The sequence below is a fragment of the Alginatibacterium sediminis genome (assembly GCF_003610775.1).
GTDB lineage: Bacteria > Pseudomonadota > Gammaproteobacteria > Enterobacterales > Celerinatantimonadaceae > Alginatibacterium > Alginatibacterium sediminis.
Genome location: NZ_RAQO01000004.1, coordinates 364,613 through 380,971 on the forward strand (window position 1 = coordinate 364,613; position 16,359 = coordinate 380,971).

At 43.9% G+C, this 16,359-nt stretch carries 18 protein-coding genes; 3 read left to right on the top strand and 15 right to left on the bottom strand.

Annotation, left to right across the window (positions count from 1 at the left end):
• The first annotated feature begins 116 nt into the window (after positions 1–116).
• Together DBZ36_RS04755 and DBZ36_RS04760 are read left to right on the top strand one after the other, a co-directional pair.
• Positions 117–1,139, top strand: coding sequence for a linear amide C-N hydrolase (locus DBZ36_RS04755; RefSeq protein WP_120353776.1), 1,023 nt, complete (start codon positions 117–119; stop codon positions 1,137–1,139).
• 110 nt (positions 1,140–1,249) lie between these two features.
• The gene (locus tag DBZ36_RS04760) at positions 1,250–1,942 is read left to right on the top strand and encodes a methyltransferase family protein (protein WP_120353777.1); all 693 of its coding nucleotides are present in this window, start codon (positions 1,250–1,252) and stop codon (positions 1,940–1,942) included.
• Between the two features lie 51 nt (positions 1,943–1,993).
• Here DBZ36_RS04760 and DBZ36_RS04765 read toward each other — a convergent pair whose 3' ends face one another.
• The 3 genes from DBZ36_RS04765 to DBZ36_RS04775 form a co-directional block, all read right to left on the bottom strand.
• Positions 1,994–2,653: a methyltransferase gene (locus tag DBZ36_RS04765; protein ID WP_120353778.1), complete on the bottom strand. Its 660-nt coding sequence runs from the start codon at positions 2,651–2,653 to the stop codon at positions 1,994–1,996.
• A gap of 168 nt (positions 2,654–2,821) precedes the next feature.
• Positions 2,822–3,259, bottom strand: coding sequence for a hypothetical protein (locus DBZ36_RS04770; RefSeq protein ID WP_120353779.1), 438 nt, complete (start codon positions 3,257–3,259; stop codon positions 2,822–2,824).
• A gap of 59 nt (positions 3,260–3,318) precedes the next feature.
• The gene (locus DBZ36_RS04775; RefSeq protein WP_147394995.1) at positions 3,319–3,582 is read right to left on the bottom strand and encodes a hypothetical protein; all 264 of its coding nucleotides are present in this window, start codon (positions 3,580–3,582) and stop codon (positions 3,319–3,321) included.
• A gap of 440 nt (positions 3,583–4,022) precedes the next feature.
• On the opposite strand from DBZ36_RS04775, the gene DBZ36_RS04780 reads away from it, so the two are divergent.
• Complete coding sequence (locus tag DBZ36_RS04780) at positions 4,023–4,466, top strand: GNAT family N-acetyltransferase (protein ID WP_120353781.1); 444 nt, start codon at positions 4,023–4,025, stop codon at positions 4,464–4,466.
• A 98-nt stretch (positions 4,467–4,564) separates the two neighbouring features.
• On the opposite strand, the gene DBZ36_RS04785 is transcribed toward DBZ36_RS04780, so the two are convergent.
• From DBZ36_RS04785 to DBZ36_RS04840, 12 genes are all read right to left on the bottom strand, one after another.
• A complete protein-coding gene (locus DBZ36_RS04785; RefSeq protein WP_120353782.1) occupies positions 4,565–5,611 on the bottom strand; it encodes a Gfo/Idh/MocA family protein in 1,047 nt (348 codons plus the stop codon).
• 62 nt (positions 5,612–5,673) lie between these two features.
• Positions 5,674–6,735 carry an L-idonate 5-dehydrogenase gene (locus DBZ36_RS04790; RefSeq protein WP_120353783.1) on the bottom strand — a complete coding sequence of 354 codons (1,062 nt, stop codon included), beginning with the start codon at positions 6,733–6,735 and terminating at the stop codon, positions 5,674–5,676.
• Positions 6,736–6,738: 3 nt separating this feature from the next.
• Positions 6,739–7,500, bottom strand: coding sequence for an SDR family NAD(P)-dependent oxidoreductase (locus DBZ36_RS04795; protein ID WP_120353784.1), 762 nt, complete (start codon positions 7,498–7,500; stop codon positions 6,739–6,741).
• 8 nt (positions 7,501–7,508) lie between these two features.
• The gene (locus DBZ36_RS04800; protein WP_120353785.1) at positions 7,509–8,660 is read right to left on the bottom strand and encodes a type 2 periplasmic-binding domain-containing protein; all 1,152 of its coding nucleotides are present in this window, start codon (positions 8,658–8,660) and stop codon (positions 7,509–7,511) included.
• A gap of 49 nt (positions 8,661–8,709) precedes the next feature.
• On the bottom strand, positions 8,710–9,153 hold the full coding sequence (locus DBZ36_RS04805; RefSeq protein ID WP_120353786.1) for a MaoC family dehydratase: 444 nt from the start codon (positions 9,151–9,153) through the stop codon (positions 8,710–8,712).
• Positions 9,154–9,160: 7 nt separating this feature from the next.
• Positions 9,161–10,321: a CaiB/BaiF CoA transferase family protein gene (locus DBZ36_RS04810; protein WP_120353787.1), complete on the bottom strand. Its 1,161-nt coding sequence runs from the start codon at positions 10,319–10,321 to the stop codon at positions 9,161–9,163.
• Positions 10,321–11,475: a CaiB/BaiF CoA transferase family protein gene (locus DBZ36_RS04815; RefSeq protein ID WP_120353788.1), complete on the bottom strand. Its 1,155-nt coding sequence runs from the start codon at positions 11,473–11,475 to the stop codon at positions 10,321–10,323. Before DBZ36_RS04815 ends, DBZ36_RS04810 begins: the two co-directional genes overlap by 1 nt.
• A gap of 92 nt (positions 11,476–11,567) precedes the next feature.
• The gene (locus DBZ36_RS04820; RefSeq protein ID WP_120353789.1) at positions 11,568–11,912 is read right to left on the bottom strand and encodes an L-rhamnose mutarotase; all 345 of its coding nucleotides are present in this window, start codon (positions 11,910–11,912) and stop codon (positions 11,568–11,570) included.
• A 77-nt stretch (positions 11,913–11,989) separates the two neighbouring features.
• Positions 11,990–12,688 carry a FadR/GntR family transcriptional regulator gene (locus DBZ36_RS04825; protein WP_120353790.1) on the bottom strand — a complete coding sequence of 233 codons (699 nt, stop codon included), beginning with the start codon at positions 12,686–12,688 and terminating at the stop codon, positions 11,990–11,992.
• 91 nt (positions 12,689–12,779) lie between these two features.
• Positions 12,780–13,760: an ABC transporter permease gene (locus DBZ36_RS04830; protein ID WP_120353791.1), complete on the bottom strand. Its 981-nt coding sequence runs from the start codon at positions 13,758–13,760 to the stop codon at positions 12,780–12,782.
• A 9-nt stretch (positions 13,761–13,769) separates the two neighbouring features.
• A complete protein-coding gene (locus DBZ36_RS04835; protein WP_158589030.1) occupies positions 13,770–15,272 on the bottom strand; it encodes a sugar ABC transporter ATP-binding protein in 1,503 nt (500 codons plus the stop codon).
• 48 nt (positions 15,273–15,320) lie between these two features.
• On the bottom strand, positions 15,321–16,265 hold the full coding sequence (locus DBZ36_RS04840; RefSeq protein ID WP_120353793.1) for a sugar ABC transporter substrate-binding protein: 945 nt from the start codon (positions 16,263–16,265) through the stop codon (positions 15,321–15,323).
• Between the last annotated feature and the right edge of the window lie 94 nt (positions 16,266–16,359).

The following is a 16,359-nucleotide window of genomic DNA, read 5'->3' on the forward strand; positions in this document are numbered from 1 at the left end:
CAGGGAAACCCGTTCCAATGGAACTGTTATAAAACTGAGTACCCTACATAATACATCACAAGAAGCAATAATCAATTCGGGCCTCAGCGCTCTCTTTATTAAATCGGGTGACCATTATGAAAAAATCAATCTTAGCCTTCGCAACTGCTGCAGTGTTAGCTGGAGCCATCTCAAATACAGCAACAGCCTGTTCTTACTTCAATTTTGAAGCGACCGACGGTAACCAATATATTGGTCGAACTAACGAACTTCCAAACCAAACCGATGAACATTTTGTAGTGGTGCCGCGCGGTTTTGAAATGCGCGATTCGACAACAACGCATGGTTTCGTAGGTATACGCCATGGTGATACCGAAATGATTTCATCTGGGCTAAATGAGCATGGAGTAAGCATTGAAGCACTAGGGTATTGGGCTGGAGAATATGCAGATATGCCAATTTCGGAAGCTGACGCGACATCGCTCTCTATTGTTTCTACGCTACTAGGCCAAGCTAAATCAACAGATGAAGCAGTAGAAATAGTGGAAAATTTGGTTGTTGCATATGAAGATATGAAGCAATTCAACGGGGTAAAAGTTGCATTCCACTACGCCATTAACGATGGTAAACGCGCTGTAGTTGTAGAGCATGAAGACGGTGGCAAGCCTATGGTTTACGAAAACACGATAGGGGTTATGACCAACGACCCAAGCTTCCCGCAGCAAATAGAAACGGCTAAACAAGCAATCAAACTTGTAAATTCTCGCCAAGACGATGATAAAGCGGTTTTTCCTGGTTTTGATACAGAATCAGTAGGTCGATTAGAACGCCTTGCTGCTCAAAATGCTAGCTATAACCTAGCAAGTAATATGAAAGCTAATGATGCACGCGATGAGGGAGTAAATCGAGCGTGGTCAATGGTGAACAATGCTGAGATCGTCGCTGGAACTATGTATTGGGACTTCCTTGCGCCTGAGCCACAGATCATAGCCTATGGCAATGTGGTTGATATTGCAGATAAAGCATATTACTTCTGCACCTATGATAATCCGATGATCCGCAAAGTGGATTTAGACGATATCAACTTCGCGACAGCATCGTACTCAGCAACTGCAATATATGGTACGGAACCGACATTTGTTGAAGTACTAACGCACTAAGCTGTACGATCCTTTTCTGTTTACTGCCCATGAATCAGTGCTAAATAGAATTAGTAGAGCAGATTGTTTTCATCCGCAACGCACCCGGCACCTAACATTGGTGAAATTGAATGTTAGGTGCTTTAAACGATGACTTTGAGTCTAAACTTATGAACGATGCAAAACAGGAAAATAGTAAACCTATGCAAGTCAGGCATTTTATTAACGCCCACAAGATAGCCACGCCTTTTGTGGTGATGGGTATGATGTACTTGTTTAACTTTTGGGGAGCTACTGCCTGGATCTACCTTGCCTTGCACAGCAGCTACTGTTTGCTATGGCTGATAAAAGAGTACACGTTTAGAGATAAACGCTTTGAGACAACGATTCACCCAGTTGCGGGCTCAATTTTTGTATTTGGTATGTTGGGCTTGTATTGGATTGCACCGTATCTGATCATTTCTAGGCATTTTGAAGCGCCGAATTGGATAAAAGCATGTGCTGTAGTCACTGTGGTGGTAGGAATTTTTTATCATTACGTTAGCGATGCGCACAAACACACCCAGCTGGCGAACAAAAAAGAGCTAATTGTAAATGGTTTATTTAGCCGCACTCGTAATCCAAATTACTTGGGTGAAATGCTGATCTACGCCGGTTTTGCAATGTTGGCGCTGCACCCATTAGCGTTGGTAGCGCTAGTTTACTGGTGGTCTTTCTTTATCCGTAACATGCTACAAAAAGATAAATCACTATCTCGATACGAAGGTTTTGAAGAATGGAAAAACAACTCAGGACTCTGTATTCCCAAATTGTTTAAAACCTGAGTAACCCCTACCTTAGTTAGCGCGTTTAAGCGCTAACTGCCATCGCAATGGCTATAGGTCGCTAGTTGTATGCAAGTAGTCCATATCAGGTTTTTCGGTGGCGTAATAGTGAATCCAGATATAGGCGTGGCTAAAAGCTGCGACTAACATAGCAGCACTAGAATTGAATCCAAGCGCTATCGCCCAAAAAAGCAAGAAAGCATACTTATACATACCATTGTTGGTAAAGCGGAAAATACCCTGATTAACCAAGGGCATATTTCTATACTTAGGATCAAAATGATCGGCACCAGACGCACGGAGCATGCCAAAGTATCGTTGTACGCTATACATTGCGTAGATGCCGGGTAGGGCGCAAATACTGGTTAGAATGACCACCATTGTATTTGGCAGCATTAAACTACCGCTGTCCATCCAAGCAAGCGCGAACAAACTGACAAAGCGGCCACCAAATAGTAAGAAAAACAAAACAACATAGACCTTAAAGCCAATACTATTACTGATCGCTGAGTGGCGCAGTTCTATGCGCCATGTGAACCACACGTATACCTGATGCAGCACTGGAAATGCCACGGCTATCCAAAAAGTGTAGGGGTAAGGCTTAGCTAAAACTGCCCAAAGCAAATATACGATTAACAGTAATAGAGTTAGTGCCCAATAGTGAAGTCTTTGTCCTTGCCATAGATCGATCGTTGATTTGCTGTTGTTCATTGGTATTCCATAGATTGATGAGCCTGCGAAATAGTAGAGCTAATACGACAAACCAGCACTTGAAGGCCCCAAGAACTGACAGAAGTTCAAACCCTTGACACTGAAACCGTCGGTTGACTCGTATTTTTTTGCGCTGTAGCCCCGTTTAACGTGTTTATCCCTTGTTACTTAACTTGAACGCATTGGTGTGCGGATAAGACTAATTGAACAAACAACACTAAGACCTACACTGTAAAGCGTAGTAATAACGCCGAGTTGAACTAAAGTGTAGCCGTGTGCAGCACCTTTGGCACTTGAAAACAAGGTTAATGGTTGTTGAACTCCAAGCCAAGTAAGCCAAATACCCATGCTCGCAATTGCAACTGAAAAGATCAAAAAACCAATCACTTTCCAGCGACGGTCAAATACCTTATTTGCATCCAATTTGGAGCTTCGTTTAATATCTAGAACATAAGTCGTGATGAAATACAGCAATAGGCAAAAGACAGGGAACACGACAAGGTCAATAATAGTGATTGGAAGTCCGGTATAAAAACGAATGAGCTCTGGGATGACAATTACCAGTGCGATGATAACTATCGATTTGATTTTATTCCAGATCAGCAAGCTTTATCCTTTACCCTCTAGGGCCGTGTTGTAGTCTATTTGTTGAGCTGAGTGTTTGTCTAAGCATGCGGGTGAGAAACTGCCAAACAACTTGTATTGGGCCGACAAGCATTAAACATCATAAAACCCGCAGATAGTGCATTAGCGCTTTCTAATCCAATGCCAACACTAACAAGTACGTCATCTTTAAACCATGATAAATCGTAGTGATGCTTTCGTTTAATGATAACTAGATTCAGAACTGTCAACAATGCGCCGTGTGCATCAAAGTATGTAATGGTATAGCTTCCGTCAAAACTCAATTGATTATTTCCAGTTGCCAAACCGGTTCCATGGCCACAATCAGCATGGACCCACACCGCTTTTAGCTCTCCAATGATGTCGCTTTTGGTTTAGTGAACAGAACCAATATTGGGCATACAAACTCCAAGAAACGAATGCACAAAGAGACCTATATTGATGCGTTGTTGAGTGAAACAGTATCAGTCTGATTACGCTTAAAGAAAATGTAGTTTGATATTTTACCTTTTAGAGCCCTTACTAATATGTTTGAAGTCAATATATGGTTTTGATCCAGACATTTTTGCTTACCGCTTCAATAAACCCGTGTTGGTTCGACGGGTTAAGCTAACATTAAGCAACTTAGATAATACTTGAAGCACTGTCATCGTAATGGGTAAAGCACTACACACCGTATACTGTTGCTGATAACGAACAGCACGTGCTAATGTGATTCGACCATCAGACACATGTATAGAAAGCTATGTTTATTCGAGTTGCTCAAAAAGGCGATGCTCATCAGATTAGCCATTTGATTAAGTCGCTATCCCATTTTTATTTAAACAAGCCTAATACAGATTTACCGAGCTGGCTGACAGATACGCTCACTAAGAGTGCGATTCTAAAGCGGATAGGTAGCGATGAGTTCTCCAATTTTGTGTGTGAATCTAGTGGCGAGATCATTGGCTACATCGCAATGAAGGGAAATGACTACTTGTATCACTTGTTTGTATCAAAGATGCATCAAGGTAAAGGTATTTCTCGCAAACTTTGGCGTTATGCAACGCAGATTTGTGTGTCTGATGTCTATACGCTTCGGTCGTCATTATTTGCGGTACCGGTGTATAAGAAATTTGGATTTATTGAGGTTGGTAGTGCGGGCGAAAAAGACGGTATTGGCTTTCAACTCATGACACTGCAGGTGTAGCGGAGTCATTATTGTTTAGATGAGCAAGCTCTGCGTGCGGTTTAAATCGTTGGTAAAAAAGCGCTGATGGCCAATCAACGCTTACGATTTCTAGATTTTTAACTAGCGTCTGAACTCGCATACGCCTGTTCAACACAGTACATACTCTGATAAACATCTTCAACACTGGTACGCAGTTGCGAATCATCACCGCACACAAAACGCTGTAGTTCTGCCATACTGCCAACAAAGGCTTCTGGAAACCATGAGCCTTCGAGTTTCAAGGTATGCCACTGTACTTGGTTACTATCGTCAACAATACAATACTCAAACTTATCTTCTAAACCTTCAGGATAGTTCATCAGCAGACCCAGTTTGGCCACAATTGCGCCCTTAGTACCTTCCCATTTAATAAAGCTATCTTGATGGGAAATACCGAAGCGATGGTCATGATTAGTATTGATGACAGCGCGTTGCTTATCGCCATAATCCATAATAATAGTCGAGCGTGTTGATGAAAGCTTATTTGCTGGGTGGCCAACCGTTTTAGCCAATACACGGCTTGGCTCACCTAAAAATGAACGCAACAAATCGATGTAGTGCACGCTATGCTGTTGAATTTCTAAGCGCGGATGATTGATCACATTTGGGAAGTACTCCCAAGGCGTGTGCACGGTCACGCGAACTTCTAAATCGTATAACTCCCCAATTAAACCCTGCTCGATGATGGAGCGCGCAGCGGCGACGAAAGGTGCGAAACGAAGCTGACAATTAACCGCGGCTTTAAGCTGTTTACGATTACATATTTCCAAAATTGCTTTGGCGTGCTCTTGATCGTCTCCCATCGGTTTTTGAATAAGCACTGCAGCGCCATCGGGAAGTAATTCTAAACTTTGAATAAATTGAGCTGGCATCAAGGCTAGGTCAAAAATAGCATTGCTTGGAGCGTTAGCAACCTGTTGGGCAATATCGTCAAACACGTGGGGAATATCGAAGAGCTCAGCCAAGGCTTCAGCTTTAGCTTTTGAGCGGTTATAGATGGAATGAACTTTAAAACCTGCTTGAGCATAGGCCGGTAGATGTGCGTCTTTAACTATGCCGCCTGCACCAATGATACAAATAGGCCGAGGATCACTGGGCAACACCGGTAAATATTGGATATCCATGAAAACTCCGAAACTAATGACAAGGGCTTCAAACGCATTAAGTCTGAAACCCTGTTAACAAATTACTTATTTGATACTAATTGTACCTTCATTGAGCGCTGGCGATCTTTTGCAAGTTCAAAAGCTTGCTGTGCATCAGCCAAATCAAATTGCGCACTTAACATTGGGCGTACATCTACTTGCCGATTCAGGATCAGACTTAGAGCCTTTTCGAACTCTAAACCGAACTGCATGGTCCCCAAAAAGTTAAGCTCTTTGAGCATAATCATATTGGCACGTATTTCGACTTTGCCTGCAGGCAGATTCGATAGCAAGACAATGGTTCCGCCGCGACGAACTGCGCTCAGTGCGTTATCTAAAGCAGGTAGAGCACCTGACGCTTCAACAACCACATCAAACTGACCGTTACCTTCAAAATAACGTTGGAGTTGTTCTGGATGATTGGCAACGTTGATGCATTCATCCGCGCCCATTTGCGCAGCAATAGCCAAGGTGTCATCGCTTAAATCGGTACACGTAACACTGGCTGCACCAGCAGCTTTTGCACACGCTGCTGCCAAAACACCAATTGGACCTGCACCACTGACTAGAACCTTACGACCAAGCAGGTTGCCGGCGCGTTCAATCGCATGCATTGAGCAAGACAATGGTTCAACAAAGGCCAACTCTTCAAGTGAGGTTTTGGGATCAACCTTAATACAAGCACTAGCAGGATATTCGAAGTACTCACGGAAAAATCCATGAATATGGGGAATGGTTGTAGCAGATCCTGGGAAGCGTTTATTCTCGCAAAGGTTTGCTTGGCCTCGACGACAAGGCAGACAGTGACCGCAAGCCACTACCGGATTGATAGCAACTTTGTCACCAATCTCAAAGCCTACAACATTAGGACCGAGCTCGCTAACAGTGCCGCTGGCTTCATGGCCGAGCGTCAGTGGGCTTTGTATTTCAAAGCCAGAGTTTGCATAGGCTGCATAATAGTGTAAATCGGTTCCGCAAATACCGGCGGCGCCCAGCTTGATGCGCACTTCACCTTCACTTAAAGTCCTGGGCGTCATCATTTGAATTTCGGTATGTTGTGCGCGGTCTAAAACCAAAGCGCGATATTGTTTTGAATTATCCATTGTTTAAAATCCTACGCTGTAGCCGCCATCAATCGGCAACAATTGCCCATTGATATAGCCGCCTTGTTCAGAACAAAGAAATACAGTTGCATTGGCGATATCTTCGCCTAATCCCAAGCGAGGCATTGGAATACGGCCGTTAATTTTAGCGGCTCGTTGTGGGTCGCCAGCAAGTACTTTTCGAGTCATTTCGGTATCGATAAAACCAGGACACAGAGCGTTAGTCCGAATATTATAAGGTCCTAGATCAACGGCCATGCTGCGCGTTAAGCCTACGATTGCTGTTTTTGTAGTGACGTAGCCGGTCGCGCCTGGAAGCGCCATTAAACCGCCCATTGAGCTAATATTTACGATTGATCCGAACTCGCGTTTCATCATGCGTTTAGCGACTTCACGACTCATCATAAATACACCAGTGACGTTGATGTCATTGATGTTTTGAAACTCAGCTAGTTCGACTTCCCAGATAGGCTTTTTAAGATGCACGCCCGCGTTGTTTACCAAAAATGCAATTGGACCAACTTCGTCTTCTATGGTTTGCACAAATCCAGGCGTTGCTTCAAAGTCTTTAACGTTTTGCACGTAGGTATAGACATTTGGACTATCCAAACTTGCTTTTGCGCTTGCTAATGCATCAGCGTCTAAGTCAGTGATGACGACTTTGGCGTTTGCATCTAGTAATGCCTTGGCTTGGGCTAAGCCTAAGCCACGTGCTGCGCCGGTGACGATTGCTACTTGTTGTTTTAGATCGATACTTGTACTCATGTCGTTACCTATTCAAATTTTTGGCTTGCAGGGTGGGTTAGACTGTATTGGTACAATGCTTCGAGTTGTTTGAGGCACTGTTGCGTTGAAACCCGTTTGTGTAAATAGTTGTTGATCAAATCGCCGCCATCATCAGCTAAACTCATATAGCCGTCGTAACGCGGGCGAACCCAAGATTGTTCAAGGGTTTCAAAGGTGTCTTTAAAGAAGTTGTTACATTGCTCATTAATCGTTGGATTCAGCCAGGCTTGCTTATGCGCAGGCTGACCTTGATGCTCGAAGTAATATCCAGACTGCACCGATTCACTGGCGAGATAGAAACTAAAGTCGATGGCCGCCTGTTGATGCTTAGATAAGCTTGAAATACAGATCCCGGTGCCGCCAATGATTGACCCTTTGCAACCTAAATCGCCAATTGCGGGCATATCGTGGAAGCGAAGCTGGTGTTTACGGTAATTCGGACGGCCGTAGTTGGTGTAGCCAAACATCAACGGACAGTAACTAAAATCATCTTCTTGACTCATGATTTCGAAAATCTCGATGGGGTTAGCACTTAGGCACATTTGCGGTACATGACTTGCTAGTTCGCGTAGTAGCCGTAAACAGTCAGAACCAGTTTTGGGATCGACGAGTTGCGCCTCATGTTGTGCGACAGGGTTTCCGAGATTGGCACACAGACTAAAGAAGCCATCAATGGCATCTACGGGTTTGAGTGGGCAGAGCACTTTGCCAGTTTTAGCAAGCTCAATGACCTCAGACCATCGCCTTGGCGCAATGTCAATTAGATCGGGTCGCGAACAAGCAATCTGAGCCGCAGCATCAATTGCCAGTGCCCACTGGTGGCCATCGTAGTGGTAACTTTGATGAGATGGACCGATACTGTTGCGTGACAAATGAGCGAGCTCTTGGTCTCGACCCACTTGGTCAAGTTTTAGCAAACATGCTTTTCGTGTGATTTCACCGACATGGGGATGATCGATAATCATAAGATCATACTCCGCCGCCATGACGTCGATAGGGCGATCAGCAAAGGCCTGTAGCGAACGACGCTCCCAAATAATGTTAACCTCGGGATGAAGTTTCGAGTATTCGAGTGCTGCTTGTTCGAGCGGCGCATATCCTCGGGGATGGTCCCAAGTCATTCCTCGTAATGTAAGCATGTTTACCTTCTTAAATTGGTATCTTGGTGCTACCAAGACAAGCGTTAAATTAAGCTTTCTTGTTTGCTAATAACAAATGGTCGCAAACTAGAACGACTGAACCATCTTGTTTGGTAACTGTTAATCGTTCAGTTACAAAACCGAATTCAGGTTTCCGTTCGTGATCGCGTTTTTCAGTAATTTCAACTTTAACGTTAATGGTATCGCCAATATGCACTGGATTTGGAAAGCGTAAACGCTCATATCCATAGGTCATTGCAACGGGGTTAATCAAGGTTGCAGTCATGCCAACCCCTACGGCAAAGGTTAGGGTGCCATGGGCAATCCGTTGTTTAAACGGTTGTGTTTTACACCATTGCGCGTCCATATGGTGCGGGAAAAAATCACCTGTATGACCGGCGTGCAGAACAATGTCTGCTTCGGTGATTGTTCTACCCAAGGTTTGGCGAGTATCACCAATCTGGTAGTCTTCAAAATAAATTTCCTGGATCATGCTGAGCTCACTTAGCTAATTTGGATAAAATTTTGTGATTGTCTTCTCCGATTTTGGGAGACCCTTTATTGCTTTTCAGTATCTGACCATTGATACGGATTGGGCAACGGGTTGTTAGCATTTTAACGTTGCCTTGTTCTATCTCTTGGACGAAATCTAAGACTTTAAAACCCTCATGGGCGAATAATTCAGGCCAATCCAATACGTTGGAACACCACACCTGATGGCTTGACAGTAAACCTAACCAATAATCGCTGTTTTCGCTGACAAAGTGTTTTGCGAGGCGTGCGTAAATGTAGCTTCGCTCGCTATACCATAAGCGAGAATCGTCCATGCGAGCTAACTCGTCTAATCCTAGTATCTCGCCAAGTTTATTGATGGCAAAACTAGCAATCGCAAAGTAGCCGTTTTGACTCTGATAGATTCCGTAAGGTGCGCTCATATAGGCATGCGCGTTGAGTTCACTACAACGGCTTGGTCGTGCATCCCCGCCATTGAGATAGTTAGAAAAGACTTCAAATTGCAAATCAACAAGTGCTTCTAGCAAGCTAACTTCGACCAAGCCACCTCGCTTCGTTTTACCACGTCGTACTAATAAAGCTAATATGCCTTGTACGAGCTGATAAGAGGCGCTTAGGTCTGCTATCGCTAAACCGAAGGGAGTAGGGGCGTCACTTGCATTACCATTTAACCATGTAAGCCCTGACATGCATTGGGCCAACAGGTCTTGTCCCGGTTTGGAGCGCAAGCTACTTTGATTGTTACCATAACCGCTCACAGAGGCATAAATGAGTTGTGGATTGATATGTTTTAGACTTTCATAATCAAGACCGAGACGTTCGATAACTCCAGGTCTGAAGTTCTGGATCATGACATCTGCGCTGGCGATTAACTCAAGTGCTAATTGATGATCGACCGGATCTTTAAGGTCTAGGCTTACGCCTTCCTTGTTTCGATTGATCGCGTGAAATATTGTACTGTCGCCTTCTATTTTTTGCTTAGCAATATATAAGCTACGGCAAATGTCGCCGCCTTCAGGCCGTTCAACTTTAATGACTCTAGCCCCCAGATCAGCTAAGCGAAGAGCCGCGGACGGCCCGCTTAAAAATTGACTAAAATCTAATACCGTCAATCCGTTTAATAGTCCGTCTGATTGGGCTGTTTTCATTATTTAAAAAACTCGGTTTCAATGGCGTCGTTGTGTTCGCCAAGCAATGGACTGGGTTTGGCTGAATACAACCGTTGGCCATCAATGTTAATTGGGCAGCGAGTGGTATGAAATTGGTGATCACTTCCACGTTCGGTGGTTTGGGTGAATGCCAGTTCTTTAAAGCCGTCGTGCGCACTGAGTTTGTCCCAATCAAAGACTTCAGCACACCAATAGTCTGCTGGTTCTAATTTGTCCAACCAGTATTGACTTGTTTGTGACTTGAGATGACTAACTAAAATGCTTTTAATAGTATCGCGTTGATCAAACCAATCGTCAGGGTTGTCATAGCTAATTAACGCTTCGCAATCTATTAACTGACCAAGGGTGACAACGGATCCCATGGCTAAAGCAATAAAGCCATCCTTGCTTTGGTAGATACCATAAGGAGCACCTAAATAGGCATGAGCATTGTTGATTGAGCTACGCTGAGGAAGTTGATTACCGTCATTAAGATAAGTACTTAAAACTTCAAATTGGAAGTCCAAGGTTGACTCCAATAAGCTTACCTCCACAAAGCTACCTTCACCACGTATACCGCGTTTGACCATAGCCGCTAGTAGCCCTTGAACTAAATGGGCGCCAGTAATCATATCGGACACCGCTAAGCCAAAAGGCATAGGGGGTTGATCTGCATTTCCGTTAAGGTTTACCAGACCACTCATTGATTGGGCGAGTAAGTCTTGTCCTGGTTTGTGTTTCCAAGGACCTTCATCGCCATAGCCACTAACACTCCCGTATACAATATTCGGATTAAGTTTTTTAACTTCTGGATAGTCTAGCCCAAGCTTTTGCATGACGCCTGGTCGAAAGTTTTGAATCATAATATCGGCCTCTTTGATGAGAGACTTCACTTTCTCAAGATCTACAGGGTCTTTAAGATTGGTGCTATAGCTTTCCTTATTACGATTGATGGTCTGAAAAACGGCACTTTCCCCACCGACGGTTAAATTAGAAATGGTGAGTTGTCGGCACAGGTCGCCAACACCACTGCGCTCAATCTTAATAACACGCGCACCTAAATCGGCTAAACGGAGGGCAGCAGAAGGACCTGCTAAAAATTGAGAAAAATCTAAAACCAATATCCCGGCTAAGGGAAGATCTTGAGCTTGCATATCGTAATCCTTATTGTACTTAATAAGATTGTATACTGGTACTACCGGTAAACCACGCGCAAATTGCCAAAAACATCGTCCAGTGCACAGTTTTAATCTTGGTGAAATACTTCGTCCATCGATGCCCACCATTCACCTTCGGCGCGATCACTAAAAGGTAGGTGCATAGGCTTACAAATATCCCACCAAGCTTGTACGTCAGCGTTGTCCCCGAGCAATGCCATATCCTGCTCGAAGTTTGTGCCTGTGTATTCAAAGTAGCTAAATAAATAGTACTTTTTGTCCGGTAGCTGACGTAAATAAATGGAATAGTTGCTTAAACAAGCTTTGCTTAGTGCCGACGTGATCGAATCCCACTGATTGGCGTGCAGTTCACGGTAGTGCTCAATTTGGTCTGCTTTAATTTCGATAACGCTGCCGACGCGTTTAAGATCCATACTATGCTCCTTATGCTTGGTCTAATGGTGCTACCAAGGGGCTCTTAAAAAAGCCAAACTTATGCTTGGCGTTGATCTCAGTCTTTGGTTTCGTAAAATGACTTCGAATTATGGAAAAATTGTTTAAGAGCCGTTTCTAGTTCACTTCGTTGTCCATTGTGAAACGCTTCAAAAACAGCTTTACGTAATATGAAACTGTTTTCCTTACCACCCGCTACCCGCAGTGTTTCTAGGGCCGATTCACGACGCAGATGTTGCAGCGTTTGGCTAAGTTTTAGATACAAGGTATTTTGACTAAGCTCTGCTAGTACAAGATCGAACTCGTCAATACATGCCATGTAGTCTTCGACACTGGCCAAACGACTTTGCTCCAGTGCGGTAAAGCATTTATCCAATCGAAGTCGGCCATTGTCATCACAGCGCTCAAAAGCGCGAATCGCGACTTCGGTTTCAATAAGCTCGCGGGCTTCAAACATTTCAGACACACTGTTTAACGCCTCGTGATACATCCAAACTGTTGCATCTTTAGGCGTGTTATTGCGCTTGTCGTTTACAAAGCTACCTTCGCCAGCACGGATAGTGATCATGCCGACCATAGACAAGGCTCGTAGTGCTTCGCGCAGACGACTGCGGGTTACACTTAGCTGCTCGGCTAAATCACGCTCGTTGGGTAGTTTGTCTCCCGGTTTTAGTTGGCCAGAAGTTATCAACTCAGCAATTTGCTTAATGATTTTCTCGGTAACTGTTTCTTTTTCGACAGTGGCAAATTGAATCATGTGTATCCTTAAACATTGCGTTACGCGAAGCCAATTTGCCGTTGAACATCGAAAAAGTTTATCAATGTTCACTAATGGCACTTTTTGAAATTTAGCTTTCGCGTTTGAGGCTGTTGAGAATTACCGCCCCTAATATTAATAGTCCCTTAGCAACTTGCTGCATATAGGGATTAACGTCTAGCAAAATCATACCATTAGTTAGCACGCCTACAAATAAAACTCCCACTAAGGTGCCAACTAATCGTCCTGAGCCGCCAAACATACTTGTTCCACCAATAATTACGGCGGCAATGACATCTAATTCCCAACTAATCCCCAATTCTGGAGATCCGGCCATCAAACGTGATGACAATATGATGCCCACAAAGCCTGAAAGAGCAGCTGTAATGGCGAACACTGCTATTTTTACTTGGCTTACATTTAAGCCAGACAAGCGTGCAGCTTCAGAATTACCACCGATGGCATAAATGGCGCGTCCAAATGGGGTTTTTTTCATTACAAAAATACCAACAATGTAGATTACCGCCATATAGATAATCGGCAATGGGATCCCTGCAAAATACCCAGATCCTAGCTGTAAAAACTCCATCGGCAATCCACTAACAGGGTAACCACCGGTGATGGTATAGGTGACCCCTCGAATCAAGGTCATCATGGCTAGTGTTACCAAAAATGCATGTAAGTTAAAGTAGGCAGTTACCCAGCCACTGATAACACCCCATAGCGAACTAATGGCAACCGTTAGCAATAAAGCCACGGGAATAGGGATGCCAGCTTTAATCATCAGCGCGTTTACGACAGCAGCAAAAGCAACCACGGAACCAACACTAAGATCAATTTGAGCCAAAATGATAATCATGGTCATACCGACCGCAATAATGGCTTGGAACGAAACCTGACGCAGTATGTTGGTTAAGTTAGCAGTGGTTAGAAAGTTGTCAGACAATATGGTTAGGCTTACCACCAATATTGCAAGTACAACATACAGCGCATTATTGAGTAGAAATCGTGTCACTAGTTTCAATGATACCGGGTCGGTGCCGGGATTTATTTTATTTGCTTGAGTGGTCATGTGTAATCCTTACGCTGCGTTAAAGCTGGTGCTGGAGGTGGCGTAGTCCAAAATTTGATCTTGGCTGAGGTTTTCATTATCACCACAGAACGTAATCTGCCCTTGGGCCATTACGATAACTCGGTCACTTTGTTCAAGTACTTCCGGTATTTCCGAAGAAATCATGATGATGCCAACCCCTTCCTGGGAGAGTGTTTTCAACAAGCCATATATCTGAGACTTTGCGCCAACATCAATGCCGCGAGTTGGCTCATCCATAATTAAAAGTCGTGGTTTGGTTGCCATCCATTTCGCGATAACCACTTTTTGTTGGTTGCCACCACTAAGATTTTTAGCCAGCTGTTGACGGTTATTACACTTAATATGTAGATCTGTGATCATTGAATTAGAAAGCTTGTTCTCTGTTTCTTGGGGTATAATAAGCCCGCGCTTGATACGTTCGAGAACGGTCAGGTTGATGTTGTCTCCAATGCTATGATCAAGCACTAAACCCTCTTCTTTGCGGTCTTCGGATATAAACCCTATTCCATTTGCTTTAGCTTGCCGTGGCGACTTTATTTTTATCGATTTACCATCTAAAAATAGCTCTCCGGCAGGCAGCGGATCTGCGCCAAACAGAGCTCTTACTAGTTCAGTGCGTCCAGCGCCAGCTAAGCCAGTTATCCCCAAGATCTCTCCCTCGTGAACTTCAAATGAGATATTTGAAAACTTACCAGGACTTGAAAGATTTTTTGCTTCGAAAAAAGTAGGGCCAACGTCGCGCTTTTGGTGAGCTTGTACAGAAATAGAGTTTCCGACCATTTGTTCGATGATAACTGACTTCGGTGCATCGTCGATATCCAAGGTTGTGATATAACGACCATCACGATAAACACTAATTTTATGCGCTATTTGCGGTAGCTCTTCGAGACGATGAGAGACATAAATAATGCCCATCCCTTTTGCACTTAAGCTGCGCATCACTTTAAATAGTTTTTGAACATCTTCCTCAGATAGAGATGACGTTGGTTCATCCATGATCAACACTTTGCTTTCATAGCTAAGTGCCTTCGCGATTTCAACAATTTGACGCTCGGCTACACTCAAATAACGTACAATTGCCTTAGGCTTAATCGGGCTTTCAAGAGTATCCAGAATAGCTTGCGCTTTGGCTTGCATTTCCTTCCAATCAATAAGATTTCTTGATGTTTTGGGGCTATGCCCTAGAAATATGTTTTCAGCGACGCTGAGATCGCTAATAAGACTAAATTCTTGATAAACAGCGCTAATACCGGCCTCGCTAGCTTGCTTAGGATTCCTACAGTTAAGTGCTTCTCCCTCAAGCATTATTTGGCCAGAGTCGGCCTGATGAGCTGCGGTTATCACTTTGATTAATGTGCTTTTACCAGCACCATTGGCACCCACTAAGGCATGTATTTCGCCTGGTTCAACTTGTAGAAATGCGTTCTCTAATACACTGACACCAGAAAACTGTTTGTTGATACCACTTGCTTTTAACAATGGTGAATTCACAGTCAACTCCTTTGAATAGTGCGGCGACTAAGTCGCCGCAACTAGTTATTACAAGTAATCGCGGCTTTCTATGTACTCTTTAAGTTCCGCTGGTGTCCCTGAAACATAAGTGCGTAGTGGCACAAGTACTTCAGATTTAGTTTCGCCTTTGGTCGCTAATTCATAAGCATTAGTCACGGCTTGGTAGCCAATCTCGAACGGTTGCTGCGTTGTCACAGCTTTCAAGAATGTGCCTTCTTCTTGCATGAAACGCGCAACGTCTAAGCTCATGTCAGTACCCATCATGACCATATCGTCCAGCCCTTGAGTTTTAACAGCGGCATAAGCGCCTAGCATTGAGGTTAAGTTCCATGCCCAGATCATGTCAGTTTCGGGCTTGGCTTGAAGGATTGCCTCGGTTACGCTCATACCGAGTTCAACATATTCCGCATCTTGTCTGGCTACAATTTCAACCCCTGGTAACTTTGTTACTTGGTCTAAAAATCCGTTAACACGTTCTAGGCCAACCGAATATTTACTCGTACCAATGACCGCAATTTTGGCATTCCCACCCATGTTCTCATTGATATAGCGTACTGCTACTTCGCCAGTTTCTTTACCTAAGTCGTAATTGTTTACACCTACAAAATACTTCATGTTTTCAGAGTTAACTTTTGAATTCCAAGTAACTACTGGAATGCCGCTGTTGACTGCACGGTCGAAGGCTGCCGCTGAAGCTTCGTCGTTTTGCGGGGAAATGGTTATCGCATCAACCCCTTGAGCAACAAAGTTGTCCATGATTGAGGCTTCTTTAGCCAAGTCACCGCTTGAATCAGCAACTCTTACTTTAATGTTTAAATCTTCTCCGGCCTGTTTCATTCCGTGCATAACCTCAGACATCCATTCGCCTTTGGTATCTAGCAAAATGGCGCCAATGGTTACATCTTTTGCAATGGCTGCGCTTGAGCTGGCGATGATAAGGCTGGCTAAAATACCTTTTACCAATCCGTTCATAGGTGTTCTCCTTAAGTGTGTAGGGTGGTAGCTTGTTGTTGTGGGGGTGTGGTACTACCGGGATCAAAAATAGGGCTTAAATGACTAAATATCT

Excerpts from the sequence above, each read along its gene's own strand:
- DBZ36_RS04790 (WP_120353783.1), bottom strand. The coding sequence starts at position 6,735 with ATGGATAATTCAAAACAATATCGCGCTTTGGTTTTAGACCGCGCACAA.
- DBZ36_RS04760 (WP_120353777.1), top strand. The coding sequence starts at position 1,250 with ATGTTAGGTGCTTTAAACGATGACTTTGAGTCTAAACTTATGAACGAT.
- DBZ36_RS04755 (WP_120353776.1), top strand. The coding sequence starts at position 117 with ATGAAAAAATCAATCTTAGCCTTCGCAACTGCTGCAGTGTTAGCTGGA.
- DBZ36_RS04820 (WP_120353789.1), bottom strand. The coding sequence starts at position 11,912 with ATGGATCTTAAACGCGTCGGCAGCGTTATCGAAATTAAAGCAGACCAA.
- DBZ36_RS04805 (WP_120353786.1), bottom strand. The coding sequence starts at position 9,153 with ATGATCCAGGAAATTTATTTTGAAGACTACCAGATTGGTGATACTCGC.
- DBZ36_RS04825 (WP_120353790.1), bottom strand. The coding sequence starts at position 12,688 with ATGATTCAATTTGCCACTGTCGAAAAAGAAACAGTTACCGAGAAAATC.
- DBZ36_RS04785 (WP_120353782.1), bottom strand. The coding sequence starts at position 5,611 with ATGGATATCCAATATTTACCGGTGTTGCCCAGTGATCCTCGGCCTATT.
- DBZ36_RS04795 (WP_120353784.1), bottom strand. The coding sequence starts at position 7,500 with ATGAGTACAAGTATCGATCTAAAACAACAAGTAGCAATCGTCACCGGC.
- DBZ36_RS04830 (WP_120353791.1), bottom strand. The coding sequence starts at position 13,760 with ATGACCACTCAAGCAAATAAAATAAATCCCGGCACCGACCCGGTATCA.
- DBZ36_RS04815 (WP_120353788.1), bottom strand. The coding sequence starts at position 11,475 with ATGCAAGCTCAAGATCTTCCCTTAGCCGGGATATTGGTTTTAGATTTT.
- DBZ36_RS04840 (WP_120353793.1), bottom strand. The coding sequence starts at position 16,265 with ATGAACGGATTGGTAAAAGGTATTTTAGCCAGCCTTATCATCGCCAGC.
- DBZ36_RS04765 (WP_120353778.1), bottom strand. The coding sequence starts at position 2,653 with ATGAACAACAGCAAATCAACGATCGATCTATGGCAAGGACAAAGACTT.
- DBZ36_RS04780 (WP_120353781.1), top strand. The coding sequence starts at position 4,023 with ATGTTTATTCGAGTTGCTCAAAAAGGCGATGCTCATCAGATTAGCCAT.
- DBZ36_RS04810 (WP_120353787.1), bottom strand. The coding sequence starts at position 10,321 with ATGAAAACAGCCCAATCAGACGGACTATTAAACGGATTGACGGTATTA.
- DBZ36_RS04800 (WP_120353785.1), bottom strand. The coding sequence starts at position 8,660 with ATGCTTACATTACGAGGAATGACTTGGGACCATCCCCGAGGATATGCG.